A 23,498-nucleotide genomic window follows, 5' to 3' on the forward strand; every position below is an offset into this window, starting at 1 on the left:
GCTAGGTCTCAGTCCTTCTTCCGCTTGCCCCGCCGCGCGGCCGGGACCGTCCGGCCCACGATCACGGTACGCCGGGACTCCTTGGCGGGCACGTCCTCCCGGCGGGCGCCGAGGGCCCGGCGGACTCCGTAGCCGAAGGCCGCGACCTTGACCAGGGGGCCGCCGAAGGTGGAGGCGACGGTGGTGGACAGGGCCGAGGCGTTCGACGTGACCTCCTGGACGTCGGTCGCGATCGCGTCGACCCGGTCGATCTGGGTCTGCGCGGAGCGCACCGCGGAGGAGGCGTCGGCCAGCAGCGGGACGGCCTGGTCGGTCACGTCCGCCACCAGCTTGGTGGTCGCCCTGAGCGTCTGGGCCAGCCTCGCGAGGGCCACCGCGAGGAAGGAGACCAGGATCGCCCAGAAGACGGCCACCAGGATCCCGGCCACCTCTCCACCGGACACCACGCGCACCCGCTCCCTGGAACATGCCTGAACATCGAAAAAGTCGTAGCCGAGCCTATCGCGCCGGGGGTGGGGCTCCGCACCGGATTACGGTCCGCCCGCCGCCGATTCGCTCCCGGCGATTGTACGGAGTGAATACGATTCAGTACGCTCCGTATTCCATGCGGGATCAGCAGCGCGACGACGGCTCGGTCGACGGCAATCTGCCCCTCGAACTCAACGCGTTCGTCGGGCGCTCGGCCGAACTCGCCGGGCTGGCGCGGGCGCTCGACGCCGCGCGTCTGGTGACGGTGACCGGCGCGGGCGGGGTCGGCAAGTCGCGGCTGGCGGCCCGGGCGGCCGCGCGCCGCGCTCCGTACGACGGTGTGTGGCGGGTGGAGCTGTCGCCGGTGCGCGACGCGGAGTTCGTCGACTACGCCGTCGTAGAGGCTCTGGGGCTCACGGATCACACGACCCGGCTTCCTCGCGAGACGCTGCTCGCTCATCTCGCCGAGCGTCAACTCCTGCTGGTGCTGGACGGGTTCGAGCATCTGGTGGACGCGTGTGCCGAGCTGGTGGGCGAGTTGCTGCGCGAGGTGCCCGGCCTGAGGGTGCTCGCGGTGGGGCGGAGGCCGCTGGCCGTGGCGGGCGAGCGGGTGTTCCCGCTGGCGCCGCTCGGTGCGGACGAGGCGGTGGAGCTGTTCGCCGAGCGGGCCGCGCCGCACGGGATGCCTGCCTCGGACGACCAGGATGTACGGGAGCTCTGCCGGCGCCTCGACGGGATTCCGCTCGCGATCGAGCTGGCCGCGGGGCGGCTGCGGGCGCTGTCGCCGGGGCAGTTGCTGGAGCGGCTCGACGACCGGTTCCGGGTGCTGACCGGGGGTGGGCGGGACGCGTTGCCGCGCCATCAGACCCTGCGTCTGGCGATCGGCTGGAGCCATGAACTGTGCACTGGGCAGGAGCGGTTGCTGTGGTCACGACTGTCGGTGTTCGCCGGGCAGTTCGATCTGGAGGCCGTCGAGTACGTGTGCAGCGGGCGGGGGCTGGCGGCCGATGACGTCCTGGATGTGCTGACCGAGTTGCTCGCGCAGTCCGTGGTCGCGCGCGAGGAGACGCCGGCGGGTGTGCGCTATCGGATGCTGGACACCGTACGGGCGTACGGCGCCGACTGGCTGGAGGCGACCGGAGACGCGGCGCGGCTGCGGCGGCGGCACCGGGACTGGTATCTGGGGCTGGCGACCTGGTGCGAGCTGGACTGGTTCTCGCCGCGTCAGGACGAGGTGGCCGCGCGGGTGGAGGCGGAGCTGCCGAATCTGCGGTGCGCCCTCGATCACTGTCTGACCGAGCCGGAGGAGGCGCATCTGGGTCAGTACCTCGCGGGCTCGCTGTGGTTCTACTGGGCGGGTTGCGGGCGGCTGTCGGAGGGGCGGCACTGGCTGGAGCAGGTGGTGCAGCTGGACTCGGGGCACGACCAGTCGCGGTTGAAGGCGCTGTGGGTGCTGGGTTATGTGGCGATCCTGCAGGGCGACACGATGCCGGCGCTGGCGGCGCTCCAGGAGTGCCGGGAGGAGGCGGAGCGCTGCGGCGATCCGACAGCCGTGGCCTACGCGGAGCATCGCACCGGCTGTCTGGCCCTGGTCACGGACGACATGGCGCGTGCGGAAACGCTGCTGCGCTCGGCACTGGACCGCTACCACGAGATCGGCGAGCTCAACAGCAATGTGCTGATGGGCCAGGTCGAGCTGGCGATGACGCGCGCCTTCCAGGGTGATCTGCCGGGCGCGGTGCGGATGTGCGAGGACGTGCGCCGGGTCTGTGAGGACCACGGCGAGCGGTGGACGCGTTCCTACGCGCTGTACGTCCTGGCGTACGCGGCCTGGGCCGAGGGCGATCCCGCACGCGCGCGTGCCCTGCTGACCGACTGTCTCACCGGCGCCCACGCCTTCCACGACCTGCTCGGCTCGGTGCTCTCGGTCGAGCTGCTGGCCCTGGTCACGGCGGTGGAGGGCGATGCGGCGGAGGCCGCGGTGCTGCAGGGCGCGGCGGGCCGGATGTGGCCGTCCGTGGGGCTGCAGCTGTTCGGCTCGGCCTACTACAACGACCCGCACGAGCTGTGCGAGGCGATGGCCCGGGAGCGGCTCGGCGACGCGCGGTACGCGGAGTGCGTGGAGGAAGGGGCGCGCCTGGTGCGGGAGGTGGCGGTGTCGCGGGCGCTCGAGCGGCCGCTGGACGCCGTGCCCTCGCCGCGCGGGCCGGTGCGGCACACGACGGCCCGCGCGGAGATGCACGAGCCCGCCGCCTCCCGCACCCGGAAGGGCGGGGAGACGGCGGGCTGAGGTGGTGCTACCGCCTGCTGAAGAAGATCAGCGGGCGTAGTACTCGACGACGAGCTGCTCGTCGCAGATGACCGGAACTTCCTTGCGGTTCGGCTCGCGGTCCAGGCGGAACGCCAGGGCCCTGAGGTTCACCTGCAGGTAGCGGGGGGTCTCACCGTCGGGGGCGAAGCCGCCCTCGCGGGCGATCGCGAAGAGGGTCTTCTCACGGCTGCGCTCGCGGACCATCACGACGTCGTCGGGACGGACGCGGAACGACGGCTTGTCGACCTTCTGGCCGTTGACCTCGATGTGGCCGTGCACGACCATCTGACGGGCCTGGTAGATGGTGCGGGCGATGCCCGAACGCAGGACCAGGGCGTCGAGACGGCGCTCGAGCTCGATGATCAGGGCCTCACCGGTCTTGCCCTGGACCTTGGAGGCACGCTCGTAGGCGCGGACGAGCTGACGCTCGGACACGTCGTACTGCGCGCGCAGACGCTGCTTCTCCAGCAGACGGACCTTGTAGTCCGAGTTCTGCTTGCGGCCACGGCCGTGCTCACCCGGCGGGTAGGGGCGGGCCTCGAAGTACTTGACGGCCTTCGGGGTCAGCGCGATGCCGAGGGCACGCGACTTCTTGACCTTGGGGCGGGACTGGTTCGCCACTGTCTCTTTCTTCCTTCTGATATTCGGCTTGTCAGGGTTGAGGGAGGTCGCATCCGCAGCCGGGGAAACCCTCCGGGTCCGCCTGGACCTGGTGGGCAGCCGCTCCCCTGGTCTGGGCACATACGTGCAGCACGCGAGTGGCCCACCGACCTGTCCCGTCGTACGACGGATGGTGGTGGGCTGCCCGCGACACCATTCGAACGGTGCGCGACGCTCCTGGAACCCGCTGGGGGTTCCGGCCGGGTGTCCCGCTCTGACTGCGCGGGACTCGGCGCTCCGAGGGATTCTACAGGGTGCTCAGGACCGCTTCCGACCGAGGCGCTTCCTGGTCCACTCCACGGCGTCCGCGTACCGCGCCTCGGCGCCGTGTCTGGTCGGCGTGTAGTACTCGCGGTCCTTGAGGGCGTCCGGCGCGTACTGCTGCTCGGCGATGCCCTCGGCCAGGTCGTGCGGATACACGTATCCCTGCGCGTGGCCGAGCTTGGCGGCGCCCTTGTAGTGGCCGTCCCGCAGGTGCGGCGGCACCGGGCCCGCCAGTCCGCTGCGTACGTCCTCCCGGGCGGCGCCGATCGCCATCGTCGCGGCGTTCGACTTGGGAGCCAGCGCGAGGGCGATGGTGGCGTGGCTGAGGGTGAGGGCGGCCTCGGGGAAGCCGATCATGGCGACGGCCTGGGCTGCGGCCACGGCGATCGGCAGCGCGTTCGGGTCGGCCAGGCCGATGTCCTCGCTCGCGGAGATCATCAGGCGGCGGGCGATGAAGCGGGGGTCCTCGCCGGCCTCGATCATGCGGGCCAGGTAGTGCAGGGCGGCGTCGACGTCCGAGCCCCTGATGGACTTGATCAGGGCACTGGCGACGTCGTAGTGCTGGTCGCCGTCGCGGTCGTACTTCACCGCCGCCCGGTCGACGACCTCCTCCAGGGTGGTGAGGGAGATCTCCGTCTCGCCCTTGTCGAGGGCGGCCCCGGCGGCTGCCTCCAGCGCGGTCAGCGCACGACGCGCGTCGCCGCCGGCGATGCGCAGGAAGTGGTCCTCGGTGTCCTCGGGGAGGGTGACGGCGTCCTTGAGGCCGCGCTCGTCGCTGAGGGCGCGTCGGAGCAGTCCGCGGACGTCGTCGTCGGTGAGGGGTTCGAGGGTGAGGAGGAGGGAACGGGACAGGAGCGGGGAGATCACCGAGAAGTACGGGTTCTCGGTGGTCGCCGCGATCAGAGTCACCCAGCGGTTCTCGACCGCGGGGAGCAGGGAGTCCTGCTGTGCCTTGCTGAAGCGGTGGATCTCGTCCAGGAAGAGGACGGTCTCCTTGCCGTATCCCCCGGTGGCGCGGCGGGCGCCGTCGATGACCGCGCGAACCTCCTTGACGCCCGCGGTGATGGCCGAGAGCTCGACGAAGCGCTTGTTGGTGGCCTTGGAGACGACATAGGCCAGCGTCGTCTTGCCGGTGCCGGGTGGGCCCCAGAGGATCACCGAGGACGGACCGGCGGGTCCGCCGGCGCCCTCGCCGACCAGTCGGCGCAGGGGCGAGCCGGGCTTCAGCAGGTGCTGCTGGCCCACCACCTCGTCGAGGGTGCGCGGGCGCATCCGGACCGCCAGGGGACTCCCCGCGGGGTCCTTCTCCTGGCGTTCTTCTGCGGCTGCGGTGAAAAGGTCGGGCTCCACGCTGAAACCCTAAATGACCGCACTGACAACGGGGCCGGCGGTGTCAGCTGGTCCAGAAGTCCCACCAGCGCGTGAGGATCAGCATGCCGATGATGCCGATGTGCAGGACCGGTACCACCCAGGTGAACTCGCCGAAGAAGCTCTTCAGCCAGCGCGGGGTCGGCAGGAAGTCGTTGCGGATGTTGAAGGACGTCACGTACCAGAACATCGTGATCGTCGCGACCCAGGCCAGCGAGCACCACAGGCACAGCGCGTTGATCCGGTACAGGGACTGGAACTGCAGCCAGGTGCAGAAGCCCACGCCGAAGAGCGTGCCGAAGTTGAAGGTCAGCCAGTACCAGCGCGGGAAACGGGCGCGGGCCAGCAGGCTCATGCCGACGCAGATGACGATGCCGTAGGCGACCAGGCCCAGCATCGGGTTCGGGAAGCCGAAGGCGGCGGCCTGCTTGGACTCCATGACGCTGCCGCAGGAGACGACCGGGTTGAGGCTGCAGCCGGGGGTGAAGGTCTTGCCCTCGACCTTGGCCTCGAGAAGCTTGAACTTGTCGATCGTGATGACCCACGCGGCGAGCAGACCGGCCGCACCGGTGATGATCAGCAACAGGGCGAAGGCACGACTGCCGCCCACCGTGCGCGTCTCGGCGGCCGCGCTGCTCGGCTCGGGCTCGGTGGAGACGTCTTTGACTGTCGTCTTGCTCATCACGCCGATTCCGTCTGCTGGAGAGTTGGACCTTCTTCGGGCATGGCCCATTCTGCCGCACCAGGGGCCCTGTCCACCGTTCGGTGGACATAAGGAAGTACGCATGGTCGTCCCCGAGCGTTCGGTTCCGGACGATGCTCGACGGCATGACAGCACACGCGAACGAACTCGCGGTGGACGTACGGGGGCTGCGCAAGCAGTACGGGGACGTGACCGCGGTGGACGGCATCGACCTGGGCATCCGGCGCGGTGAGGTGTTCGGCCTGCTCGGACCCAATGGCGCGGGCAAGAGCACCACGGTGGAGATCCTCCAGGGCAACCGCTCGCGGGACGCGGGCGAGGTGTCGGTGCTCGGGGCGGATCCGGCGCACGGCACACGTGCGTGGAGGTCACGTGTCGGAATCGTCTGGCAGGACGAATCGGCCCCCGCCGAGTTGACGGTCCGGGAGACCGTACGGCACTTCGCGCGCTACTACCCGAGGCCGCGCGACTCCGAGGAGGTCATCGGCCTGGTGGGCCTGGACGCGAAGGCCGGTAGCCGCATCAAGGCTCTGTCCGGCGGTCAGCGGCGCCGCCTCGACGTCGCCCTGGGGGTGATCGGCGGACCCGAGCTGCTGCTCCTGGACGAGCCGACGACCGGCTTCGACCCGGCGGCCAGGCGCCAGTTCTGGGATCTGATCCGGCTGCTCGCCGAGGAGGGCACGACGATCCTGCTGACCACGCACTATCTGGAGGAGGCGGAGGCGCTCGCCGACCGGCTCGCGGTCATCGCAAAGGGCCAGGTCGTCGCCGAGGGAGAGCCGTCCGCGCTGCGGGAGCGGTACGGCACGGAGGCCACCGTCGCGTGGACCGAGCCGGACGGTGGCACGCGCGCGGAGCGCACGGAAACGCCCACCCGGACGGTCGCCGAGCTCATGCACCGCTTCGACGGCGAGATCCCGGGACTGCTGGTGACCCGCCCCACCCTGGAGGACGTCTACCTCCGGCTGACCGGACAGGAGGACGCGCGATGACCACCACCGCCGTACGGACCGGGAGCGAGACGCGCGCGGATCGGCTCCCCGGCGCCTGGGGCCTTGGCCTCCAGCGGGGCGCGCTGGAGATCAAGCAGTTCTTCCGCCAGCGCGACCAGGTCGTCTTCACCTTCTCCTTCCCGGTCGTCTTTCTCTTCCTCTTCGCGTCGATCTTCCACGACGACGTCCGCGGCTCGGGCGTCACCGCCTCCCAGCTGTACGTCCCCGCGATGATGGCCTCGGGCATCATGTCGACCAGCTTCCAGTCGCTGGGCATCTCGATCGCCGTCGAACGGGACGAGAAGGTGCTGCGCCGGCTGCGCGGCACACCGATGCCGCCGGCCGCGTACTTCCTGGGCAAGATCTGGCTGGTTCTGTTCACCGGTGTCGTGGAGACGGCGATCCTCCTGTTCGTGGGCACCGCCTTCTACGGCGTCGATCTGCCGTCGGACGGCACCCGCTGGTTCGACTTCGCGTGGATCTTCGTGCTCGGGCTGACCGGGTGTTCGCTGCTCGGCATCGCGATCAGCTCGGTGCCCAAGTCGGCGAAGAGCGCGAGCTCCGTGGTCGTACTCCCCTTCCTGGTCCTGCAGTTCATCTCCGGGGTCTACATCTCCATCGACACCATTCCGGACTGGATGCTGAACATCGGTGCCCTGTTCCCGCTGAAGTGGCTGTGCCAGGGGCTGCGGGGCGTGTTCCTGCCGGACTCGGCGCGCGTGCTGGAGCAGGCGGGGAGCTGGGAGTTCGGGCGGACCGCGCTGGTGCTGGTGGCGTGGTGCGTCGGAGGATTGGTGCTGTGTCTGCTGACCTTCCGCTGGAAGAACCGGCGCGACGGATGACCGGCCCGGGCGCGGCCCGCGCGGAACACGCCTGGGACCGGACGATCCGGCTCTGGGACGTGTACTTCGCGGTCGCCTGGGCGGCCACCCTCGCCTTCGTGCTCGCCGCGCCCCACCCGGGACTCCTGGTCCGTGCGGTCGCGGCGGCCCTGCTCGTCCCGCTGGTGCCCTGGTACGTGCTGGTGGGCCGCCCGCTGCTCCAGGCGGACCCGCCGGAGCAGGGGCCGGCGGTGCGCTATCTCGCCGGGGCGATCGCCATGTTCCTGCCCTCGGCGGTCCTGGTGGGCGAGACGCGGCTGATGGCGTTCGCGCTGATCCCGCAGTGCTTCATGACCCTGCACATGCGGTGGTCGCTGGTGGCCGTCACCGTGATCAACCTGGTGCCGGTCGCGGGCTGGGCACTGCTGTGGCGGCCCAGCGGCGGAGACCTGTTCTCGAACGCCCTGTTCTCCGTGGTCACCCTCGTCTTCTCGCTGGCGGTCGGCGGGTGGATCATCCGGATCATCGAGCAGAGCCTGGAGCGGGCCGACCTGATCGCCGAGTTGGACGCCAGCCGCCACGAGGTCTCCCGTCTGTCCGCAGCCCATGGCGCCCTCACCGAACGCGAACGCATGGCCCGCGAGATCCACGACACGCTCGCGCAGGGCTTCACCAGCCTGCTGATGCTGATTCAGGCGGTGGAGGCGGAACTGGACGACGACCTCCCGCAGGCCCGCCGCCACCTCGCCCTGATGGACGAGACGGCCCGGCAGAACCTCGCCGAGGCCCGCGCGCTGGTCGCCGGTGCCAGGCCCGCCGACCTCGACGGCGCCTCTCTGCCGGACGCGTTGCGCCGCCTCGCCGCGCGGCACGAGGCGACGCTCGACGTGACCGGTCCGGTGCGCCCCCTCCCCGCCGGCCCCGAGGTCGTCGCCCTGCGCTCCTGCCAGGAGGCGCTGGCCAACGCCCGCAAGCACGCGGGGAGTTCAGCGACGGTCGGTATCGCGCTGACGTACGCCGAGGACACGCTCACCATGTCGGTGCGGGACGACGGCTGCGGATTCGACACCGGGGCACCCTGCGAGGGATACGGTCTGGCGGGGCTGCGTGCCAGGGCCGGGGAGGTGGGCGGGACGGCACGGGTGGAGAGCAGGCCGGGAGACGGTACGACGGTGACGGTCAGCCTGCCGGTGTCACCCGCGTCAGCCGCCTCACCCCTGTCACCCGTGTCGCCCCTATCGCCCGTGAGGAGCTCATCGTGATCCGTATCGTCCTCGCCGACGACCATCCCGTCGTACGCGAAGGTCTGCGGGCGATGCTCAGCGCGGAACCGGACCTCGAAGTGATCGCCGACGCGGCGAGCGGCCCGCAGGCGGAGGCGCTGGCTGCCGAACTCCGGCCCGACATCGTGCTGATGGACCTGCGGATGCCGGGCGGTGGGGGCGTCGACTCGATCGTGCGGATGAGCGAGGCGGGCCTGTCGTGCCGGGTGATCGTCCTGACGACGTACGAGACGGACCGGGACATCCTGCGGGCCGTCGAGGCCGGGGCGGCGGGCTACCTGCTCAAGGACATGCCCCGCGGTGAACTGGCCGAGGCGGTACGGTCGGCCGCCCGCGGCGAGACCGTACTGGCACCGTCGGTGGCGGCCCGACTGGTGGACCGACTACGGACGAAACCGGAGCGGCCCCGGCTGTCGGAGCGCGAGACGGCGGTACTGCGACTGGTGGCGGAAGGCTGCACGAACGCCGAGATCGGCCGTCGGCTGTTCATCGGCGAGTCCACGGTGAAGACCCATCTCCTGCGCGCCTTCGGCAAGCTGGGGGTCGACGACCGGACAGCGGCAGTCACCAGCGCCATGCGGTTCGGGCTGCTCGACCAGTGAGAAGGGCGCCGGGTCGCCAGCGCCCTTCCCTGTGCTAGCCGAGCCGTGCCTCCAGCTCCGCCACGATCTCGTTCACACCGATCGCCGACTGCTCGCCGGAATCCATGTCCTTGAGCTGTACGACACCCTCGGCGAGGTCGCGTTCGCCGGCGACGATCGTGTAGCGGGCGCCGCTGCGGTTGGCGTTCTTCATGGCACCTTTGAGGCCCTTGGCGCCGTAGGAGAAGTCCGCGGCGATGCCGACCTTGCGGAGCTCGGTGACCTTGGCGAAGAGGACGCGGCGCGCCTCCTCGCCGAGCGGGACCGCGAACACGCTGGTCGTGGAGGGGAGTTCGAGCTCGACGCCCTCCGCCTCCAGCGCCAGGACCGTGCGGTCGACGCCGAGGGCCCAGCCGACGGACGGGAGTGCCGGGCCGCCGATCATCTCCGACAGACCGTCGTAGCGGCCGCCGCCACCCACCGCGGACTGGGAGCCCAGGCCGTCGTGGACGAACTCGAAGGTCGTACGGGTGTAGTAGTCGAGGCCGCGGACCAGCTTCGGGTCGTCCTCGAACGAGACTCCCGCCGCCGTGATCAGCTCGCGGACCTCCTCGTGGTAGGTCTTGCAGGCGTCGCAGAGGTAGTCGCGGAGGAGGGGCGCATCGCCCAGCTGCTTCTGGACCGATTCCCGCTTGTCGTCCAGAACCCGCAGCGGGTTGATCTCGGAGCGGCGGAGGGTGTCCTCGTCCAGGTCCAGGCCGCGGAGGAAGTCCTGGAGCGCGGCGCGGTACACCGGGCGGCACTCCTTGTCGCCCAGGCTGTTGAGCAGGATGCGGAAGTCGCTCAGCCCCAGCGAGCGGTACGCCTGGTCGGCCAGGATGATCAGCTCGGCGTCAAGGGCCGGGTCCTCCGCCCCGATCGCCTCGGCACCGACCTGCGAGAAGTGCCGGTAACGGCCCTTCTGCGGGCGCTCGTAGCGGTAGTAGGAGCCGGAGTACCAGAGCTTGACCGGGAGGTTGCCCGACTTGTGCAGGTTGGCCTCAAGCGCCGCGCGGAGCACGGACGCCGTGCCCTCGGGGCGCAGGGCCAGCTTGTCGCCGCCCTTGGTCTCGAAGGCGTACATCTCCTTGGTCACGATGTCGGTGGACTCGCCGACACCGCGCGCGAAGAGCTCGACGTTCTCGAAACCGGGGGTCTCGACGTAGCCGTAGCCGGAGTTGCGCAACGGGGCGGCGATGGCCTCGCGGACCGCCAGGAACTTCGCGCTGTCCGGCGGGATCAGGTCGTACGTGCCCTTGGGGGCCTTGAAGGTGCTCACGGAAAGTCTCGTCACATTCCTCGTCGGGGAGCGTCGACGTCTGCTCCCGGGCCGGCGGCCACCTGCCGCAAGTACGGGTTGGTGGCGCGCTCCTGGCCGATGGTCGTCTGGGGGCCGTGGCCGGACAGCACCACGGTCGAGTCGTCGAGCGGCAGGCACACGCGGGCCAGCGAGTCGAGCATCTCGGCCATGTCACCGCCGGGCAGGTCGGTGCGTCCGATGGAGCCGGCGAAGAGCAGATCGCCCGAGAAGAACACCGAGGGGATGTCCGTCGTCTCGGGCATCTGGAACGTCACCGACCCCTTCGTATGGCCTGGCGCGTGTGCGACGGAGAACTCCAGACCCGCCAGCGCCAGCCTCGCGCCGTCGGTCAGCTCCTTGACGTCGTCGGGCTCCCCCACGGTCAGCTCGCCCATCAGCGGCATGCCGATGGAACGGCCGAGCGCCTTCTCCGGGTCCGCCATCATGTAGCGGTCCTCGGGGTGGATCCAGGCGGGCACGTCGTGCGCGCCGCACACCGGGACGACCGAGGCCACATGGTCGATGTGGCCATGGGTGAGGACGACGGCGACGGGCTTGAGCCGATGCTTCTTCAGCGCTTCCTCGACTCCTTGGGCGGCCTGATGGCCCGGGTCGATGATCACGCACTCCTCACCGGCGGCGGGGGCGACGAGATAACAGTTCGTCCCCCAGGCCCCGGCGGGGAACCCGGCAATGAGCACGATCGTCCTTCGTTGTGTCGATACGGGTGCGCCTTTCCGTGGGCGCGCCTGCCGTCAGAGCCTACCGGCGCTGCCGTTTCCTCAGCGAACCCATATACGGTACGGGGCACACGCAGGCGGTCGGCTCACAAGACGCACGCGTCCCAGTCGACGTACGAGACGCATGAGGAGAAAACCCGGTGGTCACCCAGGAACAGCGGAAGCGTCAGCTCGCGCGGGAGAAGTTCTTGCGGCAGCAGCAGCGGCGCACGGCCGCGCGGCGCAAGGCGCGCATGCGCAACTCCGTGATCGCGTCGGTGCTCGGTGTGGTCGTCATCGGCAGTGTGGCGCTGTACACGACCGGGGTCCTCAAGAACGACGACAAGGCCAACGCCAGCTCGGAGACGACGCCCAGCGCCGCGCCGACCAGCAAGGCTCCGGACCCGTGCGCGAAGGCGGCCAAGGGCTCCGTGGAGAAGCTCAGCTGGAAGAAGGAGCCGGCGGTCACCATCGACAAGTCGGCGAAGTACACGATGAAGCTCGCCACGACCTGCGGTGACATCGACATCGCGCTGAAGACGTCGGCGGCCCCGCACACCGTGAACTCGTTCGACTTCCTGGCGTCGAAGGGCTACTTCGACCACACGAAGTGCCACCGGCTCACCACCAACGGCATCTACGTGCTGCAGTGCGGCGACCCGACGGGCAGCGGCAGCGGCGGTCCCGGCTACACCATCCCGGACGAGAACCTGAAGGACAAAAGCCTGAAGGGCGGTGTCTACCCGGCGGGCACGGTGGCGATGGCGAACACCGGTCAGAAGCACACCGGCGGCAGCCAGTTCTTCCTCGTCTACCAGGACAGTCAGCTGCCGGCCAGCTACACACCGTTCGGTACCGTTTCCGCGTCGGGCATGAAGGTTCTGAAGAAGATCGCCGCCGCCGGAGAGAGCACGGGCCAGGGCGACGGGGCGCCGAACGCGACGGTCGTGATCAACAAGGCGACGGTCACCAAATCCTGATCGCTTCGGGACCGCATCCGGACCCCGAGGTGCGAAATTTCGGTCGCGCGGGATGCGGACAGGCAACCCGCCGGTCGCCTATGTTGGCCGTGACGAAACTGTGGACGATGCCCGGGGGCGGTGAGGCCCCTCGCAGGCATCATGTGGAGGAGGCGCTGTGAGCAGCGACCCGTGGGGCCGCGTCGACGAGACGGGGACCGTGTACGTGCGTACGGCCGACGGCGAGCAGGTCGTCGGTTCCTGGCAGGCCGGCACTCCTGAGGAGGCGCTGGCCTACTTCGAGCGCAAGTACGAAGGCCTGGTTGTGGAGATCGGCCTCCTCGAGAAGCGGGTGAAGACCACCGACCTGTCCGCGAAGGACGCCCAGACCGCCATCGACCACATCCGCGAGCAGGTCGACGCGCACCACGCGGTGGGCGATCTGGCGGCGCTGAAGCAGCGGCTGGACAAGCTCGTGGAGACCGTCGACGCGCGCCGTGAGGAGCGCAAGCAGCAGCGCGCCAAACAGTCCGACGAGGCGCGGCACGCCAAGGAGGAGCTGGTCACCGAAGCGGAGCAGCTGGCGCAGTCCGACCAGTGGCGGGCGGCCGGCGAGCGGCTGCGCGCGCTGGTGGACACCTGGAAGGGGCTGCCGCGGCTGGACCGCAAGTCGGACGACGAGCTGTGGCACCGCTTCTCGCACGCCCGGTCGGCGTTCTCCAAGCGCCGCAAGGCCCACTTCGCCTCGCTGGACGCCCAGCGCGAGGAGGCCCGCAAGACCAAGGAGCGGCTGGTCGCCGAGGCCGAGGCGCTCTCCGGGTCGACGGACTGGGGTCCCACGGCCGCCCGCTACCGCGAGCTGATGACGGAGTGGAAGGCCGCCGGGCGCGCCCAGCGCGAGCACGAGGACGACCTGTGGAACCGCTTCCGCGGCGCCCAGGACGTGTTCTTCGCGGCCCGCAGCTCGGTCTTCGCTGAGCGGGACGCGGAGCAGTCGGAGAACCTGAAGCTCAAGGAGGAGCTGGCCGAGGAGGCCGAGAAGATCCTCCCGGTGACGGACCTCAGGACCGCCCGTGCCGCCTTCCGCTCGGTCAACGAGCGCTGGGAGGCCATCGGGCACGTGCCGCGCGACGCCCGCCCGAAGGTCGAGGGCCGGATGCACGCCGTGGAGCGGGCCATCCAGGAGGCCGAGGAGGCCGAGTGGCGCCGGACCAACCCGGAGGCACGCGCGCGTGCCGCGGGTCTGACCGGCCAGCTCCAGGCCGCCGTGGACAAGCTCAGGTCCCAGATCGAGCAGGCGCGCGCGCAGGGCAACAGCGCCAAGGCCGACAAGCTCGAGCGTGAGCTGGAGGGCCGCCAGGCGCTCCTTGACCAGGCTCTGAAGGGTCTGCAGGAGTTCGGCGGCTGACAGCCCGGCTGACACACGAGGAGAGGGCCCCGCACATGCCGTGCGGGGCCCTCTCCTCGTCGTTTCTACGACCGCCTGGCCGAGGTCACCCGGTACACGTCGTAGACGCCCTCGACGCCCCTCACGGCCTTCAGGACGTGCCCGAGGTGCTTCGGGTCGCCCATCTCGAAGGTGAAGCGCGAGGTGGCCACCCGGTCGCGGGACGTCTGGACGGCCGCCGAGAGGATGTTGACGTGCTGGTCGGACAGGACGCGGGTGACGTCCGAGAGGAGCCGGGAGCGGTCCAGGGCCTCGACCTGGATGGCGACCAGGAAGACCGAGGACTGGGTGGGTGCCCACTCGACCTCGAGGATGCGCTCGGGCTCGCGGGACAGTGACTCCACGTTCACGCAGTCGCTGCGGTGAACCGATACTCCGCTACCGCGCGTGACGAAACCGATGATCGGGTCGCCGGGCACGGGCGTACAGCAGCGGGCCAGCTTGACCCACACGTCCTCGACGCCCTTGACGATGACGCCCGGGTCGGCGCTGGAGCGGCGCTTGCGGCTGCGGCCGCGGGTCGGCGGGACCGACTCGTCGATCTCCTCGGTGGCCGCCTCCTCGCCACCGAGCGCGGAGACGAGCTTCTGCACGACGTTCTGCGCGGAGACATGACCCTCGCCGATCGCCGCGTACAACGCGGAGATGTCCGGGTAGCGCATCTCGTGCGCGAGCGTGACGAGCGAGTCGCCGGTGAGGATGCGCTGGATCGGCAGGTTCTGCTTGCGCATCGCGCGGACGATGGCGTCCTTGCCCTGCTCGATCGCCTCGTCGCGGCGCTCCTTGGAGAACCAGGCCCGGATCTTGTTGCGGGCACGCGGCGACTTGACGAAGCCGAGCCAGTCACGGGAGGGGCCCGCGCCGGCCGCCTTGGAGGTGAAGACCTCCACCAGGTCGCCGTTGTCCAGGGTGGATTCGAGCGGTACGAGACGGCCGTTGACCCGCGCTCCGATGGTCCGGTGGCCGACCTCCGTGTGGACGGCGTACGCGAAGTCCACCGGGGTGGCACCCGCCGGGAGCGCTATGACGTCGCCCTTGGGGGTGAAGACGAAGACCTCGTTGCGGGACAGGTCGAAGCGGAGGGACTCCAGGAACTCGCCCGGGTCCTCGGTCTCCTTCTGCCAGTCGAGGAGCTGGCGCAGCCACGCCATGTCGTTGAGGTGGTCGTCCTTCTTGCCGGCCTTCGGCACGTCCGTGCGCACCTTCGAGGCTCCGGCGACGGCCTCCTGCTTGTACTTCCAGTGCGCGGCGATGCCGTACTCGGCGCGGCGGTGCATGTCGAAGGTGCGGATCTGCAGCTCGACGGGCTTGCCGTTGGGGCCGATGACCGTCGTGTGCAGCGACTGGTACATGTTGAACTTGGGCATCGCGATGTAGTCCTTGAACCGGCCGGGGACCGGGTTCCATCGCGCGTGCACGGTGCCGAGGGCGGCGTAGCAGTCTCGGACGGTGTCGACGAGGACGCGGATGCCGACCAGGTCGTAGATCTCCGCGAAGTCGCGACCGCGGACGATCATCTTCTGGTAGACGCTGTAGTAGTGCTTCGGGCGGCCGGTGACGGTCGCCTTGATGCGTGCCGCGCGCAGGTCCTGCTGGACCTCGTCGGTCACTATGGCGAGGTACTCGTCGCGCTTGGGGGCGCGCTCGGCGACGAGGCGGACGATCTCGTCGTACATCTTGGGGTAGAGGATCGCGAAGGCTAGGTCCTCCAGCTCCCACTTGATGGTGTTCATGCCCAGGCGGTGGGCGAGCGGCGCGTAGATCTCGAGGGTCTCGCGCGCCTTCTTCTCCTGCTTCTCACGCTTGAGATAGCGCATGGTGCGCATGTTGTGCAGGCGGTCGGCGAGCTTGATGACCAGGACGCGCGGGTCCTTGGCCATGGCGACGACCATCTTGCGCACGGTCTCGGCCTGCGCGGCCTCGCCGAACTTGACCTTGTCCAGCTTGGTGACGCCGTCGACCAGGAGAGCGACCGAGTCGCCGAAGTCGCGGCGGAGCTGGTCGAGGCCGTACTCGGTGTCCTCGACGGTGTCGTGCAGCAGGCCCGCCATCAGGGTGGCCGGATCCATGCCCAGCTCGGCGAGGATCGTGGTCACCGCGAGGGGATGCGTGATGTACGGGTCGCCGCTCTTGCGCTTCTGGCCGCGGTGCCAGCGCTCGGCGACCTGATAGGCGTTCTCGATCTTGCGGAGGGTGGCCGTCTCGATCTTCGGGTCGTTGCTGCGCACTATCCGCAGCAGTGGCTCCAGGACCGGGTTGTACGGGTTGGAGCGCTGTACACCGAGGCGGGCGAGGCGGGCGCGGACGCGGTTGGAGGAGCCGGAGCGGGCGGGCTGGCCGGTGTTCGGGCGGACCGCGGAGGATGGGGGTCCCCCCGCTCGAGCGGAGTCGGGAGTGGGGGAGGGCACGGGGCGCTCGGGCGGGGCCGGCTTGGGGCGCGTCTGCTCTGCGGCCTTCTCGACGGGCGCGGACTGGGCGTGCTCGACCGGCCCGGCGCTGTCGTTCGTCACGTGCGGTGTGCTCGGCGCGGGCTTGGCCGCGGCTGCCGAGGCGGACTCGGGCTTGGCGGCGGTCAGGTGCTGGGCCTCGTCTGGCAAGAGGACTCCTCGTGCGCGATCCGGGTCCCCCGGTCAGGCTCCGGAGACCCCATGGTAGCGATCCTGGGCCGCGAGATCGCCTTCAGGCCAATGTGAGGGACGTCTACCCGAGTAACGCGGGGGGCTGCCGCCGGCATTCCGGTTGGTCGCGCTGGGGTGTCCTGGGGTTGTTCTGTGGGCGTGGGCGAGGTTGCGCGGAGGGTCCGGGAGCTGAGCTTCGTTGGCGGGTGGGGCGTCGCCGGGGCTGGTCGCGCCCACGCCGCGGTAGCCGCACATCGATACAGCCCCGCGCCCCTTCAGGGTGTGGTGGCGAGGGGTGTGACATGTGCGACGGCCGTCCCCGTACTGCGGGGACGGCCGTCGCATCATGCGTGATCACGTCGTACAGGTCAGACCACGAGCAGTGCCTCCAGCGGGGCACCGCCCAGGGCCGGCTCCAGGCGGGAGCGGCCCGGCAGGAAGCCGAGTTCCATCAGGACCGCCAGGCCGGCGACCTCGGCACCTGCTCGGCGGATCAGCTGGATGGCGGCCTCGGCGGTGCCGCCGGTGGCGAGGACGTCGTCGATGATCAGTATGCGGTCCCCGGTGGACAGGTCCTCGGCGTGCACCTCGATCTCGGCCGAGCCGTACTCCAGGTCGTAGGCCTGTCCGAGGGTCGCTCCGGGGAGCTTGCCCGCCTTGCGCACGGGGATGAAGCCGAGGCCCGCGCGGACGGCGACCGGGGCGCCGAGGATGAAGCCGCGGGCCTCCAGGCCGACGACCTTGGTGGCGCCGGTGTTCTCGGCGATCTCGGCCAGCGCGTCCGTCAGCGCCGTGAACGCCGACGGGTCCGCCAGGAGCGGGGTGATGTCCTTGAACATCACGCCCGGCTCCGGGTAGTCCGCGACGTCGCGGATACGGCTGAGCAGCAGCTCCTTGATGTCGGTCATCGGCGCTTCCCGGAGGGACGGCCACGGCCGCGCCCACGGGACGCGGGCTGGTTGCGCGGCCCGACGACCGCGGGGGCGGCGTCCTCGTGCTCGTCGTCGTACGCCGCATCGGCCTCACGGACCTCCGCCTGCTCCTCCTCGCTGGCGGCCTGCGCCCGCTTGGCGAGCACCCGCTTCTTGAGGGCCTTGATCTGCGGCTCGCGCTCCTTGAGGTCGGCGACGAGCGGCGTGGCGATGAAGATCGAGGAGTACGCACCGGCCGCGAGGCCGACGAACAGCGACAGCGAGATGTCGTTGAGCATGCCGGCGCCGAGGAAGCCGCCACCGATGAACAGCAGGCCCGCGACCGGCAACAGCGCCACCACGGTCGTGTTGATGGACCGCATCAGTGTGCTGTTGATCGAACGGTTGGCGACATCGCTGTAGGTCCAGCGGGTCTGCTTGGTGAGGTCCTTCGTCTGCTCCTTGAGGCTGTCGAAGACGACGACCGTGTCGTAGAGCGAGTAACCGAGGATCGTGAGCAGACCGATCACCGTGCCCGGCGTGACCTCGAAGCCGACGAGGGCGTAGATGCCGGTGGTGATGGTGATGTCGTGGATGAGGGCGACGAGCGCGGCCACGGCCATGCGCCACTCGAAGGCGATCGCCAGGTAGATCACGACCAGGACCATGAAGATCGCCAGGCCCTCCCAGGCCTTGTTGGCGATCTGGTCACCCCAGCTGGGGCCCACGAGGTCGGCGGCGATGTTCTCGGGGTTGACCTTCAGGTCGTCGGCGAGCGTGTTCTTGATCGCGTCGGACTTGCCGGTGTCGATGCCGGCGATCTGGATGCGCAGGCTGCCGTCACCGAGCTTCTGGACGACCGCGTCGTGTCCGGAGGCCTCCCGCGCGTACGTCTCGGCCTGGGCGACCGAGGCGGTCATCTTCTTCGGCGTGGTGAAGACGGCGCCGCCCTGGAACTCGATGCCCATGTTCAGGCCGCGCACGGCCAGACCGAGGATCGCCGTAATGGTGATCAGGAGCGAGATGCCGTACCAGATCTTGCGCTTGCCGACGAAGTCGTAGCCGACCTCGCCGCGGTGCAGTCGGGCGCCGAGGCTGCCGAGTTTCGACATCTCACGCCTCCTTCGGGTCGACGGGGGCGGAACGACGGGTGCGGCGCAGCGGCGGCTTGGCTCCGAGTGCCTTCGGGTCCAGGCCGGACCACTTGTGGCCGTTCGCGAAGAACTTGCGGCGCGCGAGGATCGTCATCAGCGGCTTGGTGAACAGGAAGACGACGACCACGTCGAGCACGGTGGTCAGACCAAGCGTGAACGCGAAGCCCTGGACCTTGCCGACGGTGACGATGAACAGCACCGCGGCGGCGAGGAACGACACGAAGTCGGAGACCAGGATGGTGCGCCGGGCACGCGGCCAGGCCCGCTCGACGGCGGGACGCAGGGAACGGCCCTCGCGGATCTCGTCCCTGATGCGTTCGAAGAACACGATGAACGAGTCCGCGGTGATACCGATCGCGACGATCGCGCCGCAGACGGCCGGCAGGTTCAGCGCGAAGCCGATGGCCTCGCCGAGCAGCGACATGATCGCGTAGGTGAGGGCGCCGGAGACCAGCAGCGAGGGAATGGCGATGACCGACAGGCCGCGGTAAAAGAGCAGCAGGTAGATCACGACGAGTCCGAGGCCGATCGCGCCCGCGATCAGACCGGCGTGCAGCTGCTCGCCGCCGAGCGCGGCGGTGACCGTGGTGACGCTCGCCTCCTTGAAGGTGAGCGGCAGGGCGCCGTACTTCAGCATGTTGGCGAGGCTCTGCGCCTCCTGCTGGGTGAAGCTGCCCGAGATCTCCGCGCTGCCGCTGGTGAGCGCCTCGCTGACGCGCGGGTCGGAGACCACGTCGCCGTCGAGGACGATCGCGAACTGGTTCTGCGGCTGCGTCTTCTGCGCCAGCTGGCCGGTGATGTCGGCGAACTTCTTGGTGCCCTTGCCGGTGAACTCCATGGTGACGGTCCAGCCGGCGGCGGTCTGGGTGTTGAAGACGGCCTGTGCCTTGTTCACGTCCGTGCCGTCGACCGCGGCGGGGCCGAGGATGTACTTCTGCCACTGGCCCGAGGAGTTGCCGCAGGCCACGGTGGTGTCGGTGGCCTTGGCGGTCTTACCGGCGGTGGCGCGGTCCGACTTCTTGGTGCAGTCGAGAGCCGTGTACTCCGCCTCGAGCTTGCTGGCCTCGGCGCTGGCGGAGGCGCTCGCGGACGGGGAGGCGCTGGAGGAGGCGCTCGGGCTGGAGGAGGCGGTGGCGCTCGGCGTCGAGTCCGCCTTCAGGGCGTCGGTGACCGCGCGGCCCTGCGAGGTGGCGGTGGCCGAGGGCTTCGCCGAGGAGGACGGGGTCGACGTGCCGGTGGCCTTCTCCCCCGCCTTGTCGGTGGCCTTGCCCGATGGGCTGCTGGAGGCGCTCGGCGACGGGCTGGTCGTCGCGGCGGCGCCGGAGAGCTCGGTGGCGAGCACCGGGCGGAAGTACAGCTTGGCGGTGGTGCCGACCTGGTCCCGGGCCTCCTTGGAGTTCGTGCCCTTGGGGATGTTGACGATGATGTTCCGGTCGCCCTGGGTCTGGACCTCCGCCTCGGAGACACCGAGACCATTGACACGGCGGTTCATGATGGCGACCGCGGTGTCCATGTTGGTCTTGTTGATCGCGTTGGGCTGGCCGGGCTCGTTCACCGCTTCGAGCGTGATGCTCGTACCACCGGCCAGGTCGATGCCGAGGCGCGGGGTGGTGTTCCCGGAGGCGAACATTCCGCCGGTGAGCGCCACGATGGCGATCAGAATGAGGGCCAGCGAGCGCCCTGGCTTGCTCTGGGCGCTCGCGCTCCGGCCCTTTTTAGGTGCTGCCACCTTCTCGTACTCCCTCTCGGGCCGCTCCGCGCCGGGTCAGCGCGGTGTCGGCCATGACATGGTGTCGGGATCCCCGTGTGCGAGATGCGCGCGTCCCGGGGCACGCGAGGTCGGCCGCGTGCCCCGGGACGTCACTACTTCGCGTCGGAGTCGCCGTCGGTCTTCTTCGGCTCCTCGTCCGACTTCGCCTCTGCGGTGACGGTCTCGTCGGCCGACTCCTCGGGAGCGTCCTTCTTGCCGAGGTCGACTGACTTGTCGTCGGAGGCGGCGGCAGCTTCGTCGTCGGAGTCGTCGGTCTCGGTGAGGGAGGAGGCGTCGTCCGGGACGACGTCGGAGTCGGACTTCAGGTCGTGCTCGATGCCGTGCACGATGCGGTTGTACTCGTCGTCGCTGAGCACGGAACCGATGGCGTTCTTCGCGAAGAGGAGCTCGACGCCCGGGCCGGCGTCGAGGAGGACCGTGTCCTCGTTGACCTCCTTGACCGTCGCGTACATGCCCCCGATCGTGCGGACGCCGCTGCCGGGCTGCATCTCGTTGCGCATCTGCGCGGCCTGTGCCTGCTTGCGCTTGGCCGAGCGGGTCATGAGGAACATGGCCCCGATGAGCACGATGAACGGGAGGAGCATGGTGATATTCACGGGACGGAATTTCCTTCGCACGACCGCGATGGGGAGCGGCCTGATGGATGGGGGTATGTATACCGCCGACAACGGCGGCATCGGCGGAGTCTAAGCGAGTCCGCGCGCATGGAACAACGCTCAGCATGGCACCTGGGTTCCTGACCCGGCCAATGCCACCCCGTCACGATGCCATCACGTCCCGAACAGGTCCTGTTGTCCGTTTCCCGCAACTGCGGAGCGGGGCGGGGTGAGGCCGAGATGCGCCCATGCGGCGGGCGTGGCGACACGGCCTCGGGGGGTTCGGGCGAGCAGTCCCTCTCGTACGAGGAAGGGCTCGGCGACCTCCTCGACGGTCTCGCGCTCCTCCCCCACCGCCACGGCGAGGGTGGACAGGCCGACGGGTCCGCCTCCGAAAAGCTTGAGCAAAGCCTCCAGGACGCCGCGGTCGAGGCGGTCGAGGCCGCGGGCGTCGACCTCGTAGACCTTCAGCGCGGCCGCCGCGATCTCACGGGTGATGAACCCGTCGGCCTTCACCTGCGCATAGTCCCGGACCCGGCGCAGCAGGCGGTTGGCGATACGGGGCGTGCCGCGGGAGCGGCCGGCGATCTCGGCGGCGCCGTCGGCCTGGATCTCCACGTCGAGGAGGTTCGCGGAGCGGTGGATGACGCGCTCCAGCTCGGCGGGCTCGTAGAACTCCATGTGTGCGGTGAAGCCGAAGCGGTCGCGCAGCGGGGGCGGCAGCAGGCCCGCGCGCGTGGTGGCGCCGACCAGGGTGAACGGGGGCAGTTCGAGCGGGATCGCGGTGGCTCCCGGGCCCTTGCCGACGATGACGTCGACGCGGAAGTCCTCCATCGCCATGTACAGCATTTCCTCGGCGGGCCTCGACATGCGGTGGATCTCGTCGAGGAAGAGGACCTCGCCCTCCTGGAGGGAGGAGAGGATCGCGGCGAGGTCGCCGGCGTGCTGGATGGCGGGGCCGCTGGTGATGCGGATCGGGGCGCCCATCTCGGCGGCGATGATCATCGAGAGGGTGGTCTTGCCGAGGCCGGGGGCGCCGGAGAGCAGCACATGGTCGGCGGTGGCGCCACGCGCGCGTGCGGCGCGCAGGACCAGGTCGAGCTGTTCGCGGACCTTCTCCTGGCCGATGAACTCGTCCAGGTCCTTGGGGCGCAGCGCGGCCTCGACGGCCTGGTCCTCACGGTCGGCGGACGCACCGACGAGCCGCTCGGCGGCGGTGGCGTCGGTCGGGTCGTCCCAGTTCACTGACGTTCTCCTAGCGGGCGCGGTTCAGGGTCTGGAGGGCGGCCTTGAGCAGCGGACCCACCTGGGGCGTGCCCTCGGCGGCCTCGGCCTGCGGGGCGACGGCGGCGACCGCCTCGTCGGCCTCGCGGGTGGCATACCCGAGGCCGATCAGCGCGGCATGCAGCTGATCGCGCCACCCGCTCGTGACGGGGGCGCCGACCGCCGACGCACCGACCGGCGCACCCAGCCGGTCCTTGAACTCCAGCAACAGCTTCTGCGCGCCCTTCTTGCCGATGCCCGGAACGGCCATGAGCGCCTTCTCGTCATTGGCCGCCACCGCGCGGCGCAGGGCGTCCGGCGTATGGACGGCCAGCATGGCCTGGGCCAGGCGCGGGCCCACCCCGGTCGCGGTCTGCAGCAGCTCGAAGATCTGACGTTCGTCGTCGTCCACGAAGCCGTACAGCGTCAGCGAGTCCTCTCGTACGACAAGAGAGGTGGCCAGCTTGGCCGGCTGGCCGAGGCGGAGCGTGGACAGGGTGTTCGGCGTGCACTGAACGGCGATGCCGACGCCGCCCACCTCGATCACCGCGGCGTCGGGGGCGAGCGCGGCGACCGGTCCGCTCACGAAGGCGATCATGCGGTACGGCCTTTCGAAGTGACAGATGCTTTGGCTGCGTGCAGGGCCACGGCCTGCTGGAGTCGGTTCTGCGCGGGGGCGCGCCAGATGTGGCAGATGGCGAGCGCGAGGGCGTCGGCGGCGTCGGCGGGCTTCGGGGGCGCGTCGAGCCGGAGCAGGCGGGTGACCATGGCACCGACCTGGGCCTTGTCGGCGCGGCCGCTGCCGGTGACGGCGGCCTTGACCTCACTGGGGGTGTGCAGGGCGACGGGGATGCCGCGGCGGGCGGCGCAGAGCATGGCGACGGCGCTGGCCTGGGCGGTGCCCATCACGGTCCGTACATTGTGCTGGCTGAACACCCGCTCCACGGCGACGAGTTCGGGCCGGTGCTCGTCCAGCCAGGCGTCGATGCCCGCCTCGATCGCGACCAGTCGGTGCCCCAACTCGGCGTCCACGGGCGTCCGTACGACACCGACGCCGACCATGGTCAGCGGACGGCCCGCGACTCCCTCGACGACACCGACACCACATCGGGTCAGTCCGGGGTCCACCCCCAGTACGCGCACCACGCCCCCTCCTTCGATCGCCTGTTTGTGCAGGCTATCGGGTGCCACCGACAACGGCCGACATGGCGACGGGCCGACGGGGCGTGTCCCGTCGGCCCGTTGAGCCGCTTCGTCCGCTCAGCTCGCG

General features: G+C 70.1%; 21 protein-coding genes. 7 read left to right on the forward strand and 14 right to left on the reverse strand.

The genetic code is table 11. The annotated features are described in order from the left end of the window. Positions 1-8: 8 nt before the first annotated feature. A complete protein-coding gene (locus ACWC09_RS23220) occupies positions 9-452 on the reverse strand; it encodes a DUF948 domain-containing protein (protein ID WP_450852479.1) in 444 nt (147 codons plus the stop codon). Positions 453-604: 152 nt separating this feature from the next. Between ACWC09_RS23220 and ACWC09_RS23225 the strand changes: the two genes are divergently transcribed. Next, complete coding sequence (locus ACWC09_RS23225; RefSeq protein WP_450852480.1) at positions 605-2,758, forward strand: ATP-binding protein; 2,154 nt, start codon at positions 605-607, stop codon at positions 2,756-2,758. 27 nt (positions 2,759-2,785) lie between these two features. On the opposite strand, the gene rpsD is transcribed toward ACWC09_RS23225, so the two are convergent. The 3 genes from rpsD to ACWC09_RS23240 all read right to left on the reverse strand — a co-directional run bounded on the left by rpsD (position 2,786) and on the right by ACWC09_RS23240 (position 5,753). Next, positions 2,786-3,400 carry a 30S ribosomal protein S4 gene (gene rpsD / locus ACWC09_RS23230; protein ID WP_450852481.1) on the reverse strand — a complete coding sequence of 205 codons (615 nt, stop codon included), beginning with the start codon at positions 3,398-3,400 and terminating at the stop codon, positions 2,786-2,788. Between the two features lie 297 nt (positions 3,401-3,697). Next, on the reverse strand, positions 3,698-5,053 hold the full coding sequence (locus ACWC09_RS23235) for a replication-associated recombination protein A (RefSeq protein ID WP_450852482.1): 1,356 nt from the start codon (positions 5,051-5,053) through the stop codon (positions 3,698-3,700). A 43-nt stretch (positions 5,054-5,096) separates the two neighbouring features. Further along, positions 5,097-5,753 carry a vitamin K epoxide reductase family protein gene (locus tag ACWC09_RS23240; protein ID WP_450852483.1) on the reverse strand — a complete coding sequence of 219 codons (657 nt, stop codon included), beginning with the start codon at positions 5,751-5,753 and terminating at the stop codon, positions 5,097-5,099. 146 nt (positions 5,754-5,899) lie between these two features. Here ACWC09_RS23240 and ACWC09_RS23245 point away from each other — a divergent pair, with 146 nt between their 5' ends. The 4 genes from ACWC09_RS23245 to ACWC09_RS23260 are packed head-to-tail and all read left to right on the forward strand — an operon-like array spanning position 5,900 to position 9,472. After that, entirely contained in the window at positions 5,900-6,766 is an 867-nt protein-coding gene (locus ACWC09_RS23245) for an ABC transporter ATP-binding protein (RefSeq protein ID WP_450852484.1), read from the forward strand. Beyond that, a complete protein-coding gene (locus tag ACWC09_RS23250) occupies positions 6,763-7,608 on the forward strand; it encodes an ABC transporter permease (RefSeq protein WP_450852485.1) in 846 nt (281 codons plus the stop codon). Before ACWC09_RS23245 ends, ACWC09_RS23250 begins: the two co-directional genes overlap by 4 nt. After that, entirely contained in the window at positions 7,605-8,849 is a 1,245-nt protein-coding gene (locus tag ACWC09_RS23255) for a sensor histidine kinase (RefSeq protein WP_450852519.1), read from the forward strand. The genes ACWC09_RS23250 and ACWC09_RS23255 overlap by 4 nt, the downstream gene beginning before the upstream one ends. Continuing rightward, the gene (locus ACWC09_RS23260) at positions 8,846-9,472 is read left to right on the forward strand and encodes a response regulator (RefSeq protein ID WP_450852486.1); all 627 of its coding nucleotides are present in this window, start codon (positions 8,846-8,848) and stop codon (positions 9,470-9,472) included. Before ACWC09_RS23255 ends, ACWC09_RS23260 begins: the two co-directional genes overlap by 4 nt. A gap of 34 nt (positions 9,473-9,506) precedes the next feature. Here ACWC09_RS23260 and hisS read toward each other — a convergent pair whose 3' ends face one another. Beyond that, positions 9,507-10,769 carry a histidine--tRNA ligase gene (gene hisS / locus ACWC09_RS23265; RefSeq protein ID WP_450852487.1) on the reverse strand — a complete coding sequence of 421 codons (1,263 nt, stop codon included), beginning with the start codon at positions 10,767-10,769 and terminating at the stop codon, positions 9,507-9,509. An 11-nt stretch (positions 10,770-10,780) separates the two neighbouring features. After that, positions 10,781-11,491 (reverse strand): MBL fold metallo-hydrolase, encoded by a 711-nt coding sequence (locus tag ACWC09_RS23270; RefSeq protein ID WP_450852488.1) that lies wholly within the window; start codon positions 11,489-11,491, stop codon positions 10,781-10,783. Between the two features lie 179 nt (positions 11,492-11,670). On the opposite strand from ACWC09_RS23270, the gene ACWC09_RS23275 reads away from it, so the two are divergent. After that, positions 11,671-12,489, forward strand: coding sequence for a peptidylprolyl isomerase (locus tag ACWC09_RS23275; protein WP_450852489.1), 819 nt, complete (start codon positions 11,671-11,673; stop codon positions 12,487-12,489). Between the two features lie 157 nt (positions 12,490-12,646). Continuing rightward, entirely contained in the window at positions 12,647-13,876 is a 1,230-nt protein-coding gene (locus tag ACWC09_RS23280) for a DUF349 domain-containing protein (protein WP_450852490.1), read from the forward strand. A gap of 65 nt (positions 13,877-13,941) precedes the next feature. Here the strand turns inward: ACWC09_RS23280 and ACWC09_RS23285 are convergent, their stop codons facing one another. The 8 genes from ACWC09_RS23285 to ruvC all read right to left on the reverse strand — a co-directional run bounded on the left by ACWC09_RS23285 (position 13,942) and on the right by ruvC (position 23,371). Next, on the reverse strand, positions 13,942-16,512 hold the full coding sequence (locus tag ACWC09_RS23285; protein ID WP_450852491.1) for a RelA/SpoT family protein: 2,571 nt from the start codon (positions 16,510-16,512) through the stop codon (positions 13,942-13,944). A 389-nt stretch (positions 16,513-16,901) separates the two neighbouring features. Next, positions 16,902-17,441 (reverse strand): adenine phosphoribosyltransferase, encoded by a 540-nt coding sequence (locus ACWC09_RS23290; protein WP_450852492.1) that lies wholly within the window; start codon positions 17,439-17,441, stop codon positions 16,902-16,904. Next, complete coding sequence (gene secF / locus ACWC09_RS23295; protein ID WP_450852493.1) at positions 17,438-18,556, reverse strand: protein translocase subunit SecF; 1,119 nt, start codon at positions 18,554-18,556, stop codon at positions 17,438-17,440. The genes ACWC09_RS23290 and secF overlap by 4 nt, the downstream gene beginning before the upstream one ends. Before the next feature lies 1 nt (position 18,557). Continuing rightward, on the reverse strand, positions 18,558-20,327 hold the full coding sequence (secD, locus tag ACWC09_RS23300) for a protein translocase subunit SecD (protein ID WP_450852494.1): 1,770 nt from the start codon (positions 20,325-20,327) through the stop codon (positions 18,558-18,560). A 134-nt stretch (positions 20,328-20,461) separates the two neighbouring features. Then, positions 20,462-20,953: a preprotein translocase subunit YajC gene (gene yajC / locus ACWC09_RS23305; RefSeq protein WP_450852520.1), complete on the reverse strand. Its 492-nt coding sequence runs from the start codon at positions 20,951-20,953 to the stop codon at positions 20,462-20,464. 186 nt (positions 20,954-21,139) lie between these two features. Further along, a complete protein-coding gene (gene ruvB / locus ACWC09_RS23310; RefSeq protein ID WP_450852495.1) occupies positions 21,140-22,210 on the reverse strand; it encodes a Holliday junction branch migration DNA helicase RuvB in 1,071 nt (356 codons plus the stop codon). Positions 22,211-22,220: 10 nt separating this feature from the next. Then, on the reverse strand, positions 22,221-22,826 hold the full coding sequence (ruvA, locus tag ACWC09_RS23315; protein ID WP_450852496.1) for a Holliday junction branch migration protein RuvA: 606 nt from the start codon (positions 22,824-22,826) through the stop codon (positions 22,221-22,223). Then, positions 22,823-23,371 carry a crossover junction endodeoxyribonuclease RuvC gene (ruvC, locus tag ACWC09_RS23320; RefSeq protein WP_450852521.1) on the reverse strand — a complete coding sequence of 183 codons (549 nt, stop codon included), beginning with the start codon at positions 23,369-23,371 and terminating at the stop codon, positions 22,823-22,825. Before ruvC ends, ruvA begins: the two co-directional genes overlap by 4 nt. Between the last annotated feature and the right edge of the window lie 127 nt (positions 23,372-23,498).

The organism is Streptomyces sp. NPDC001617, from assembly GCF_053596855.1.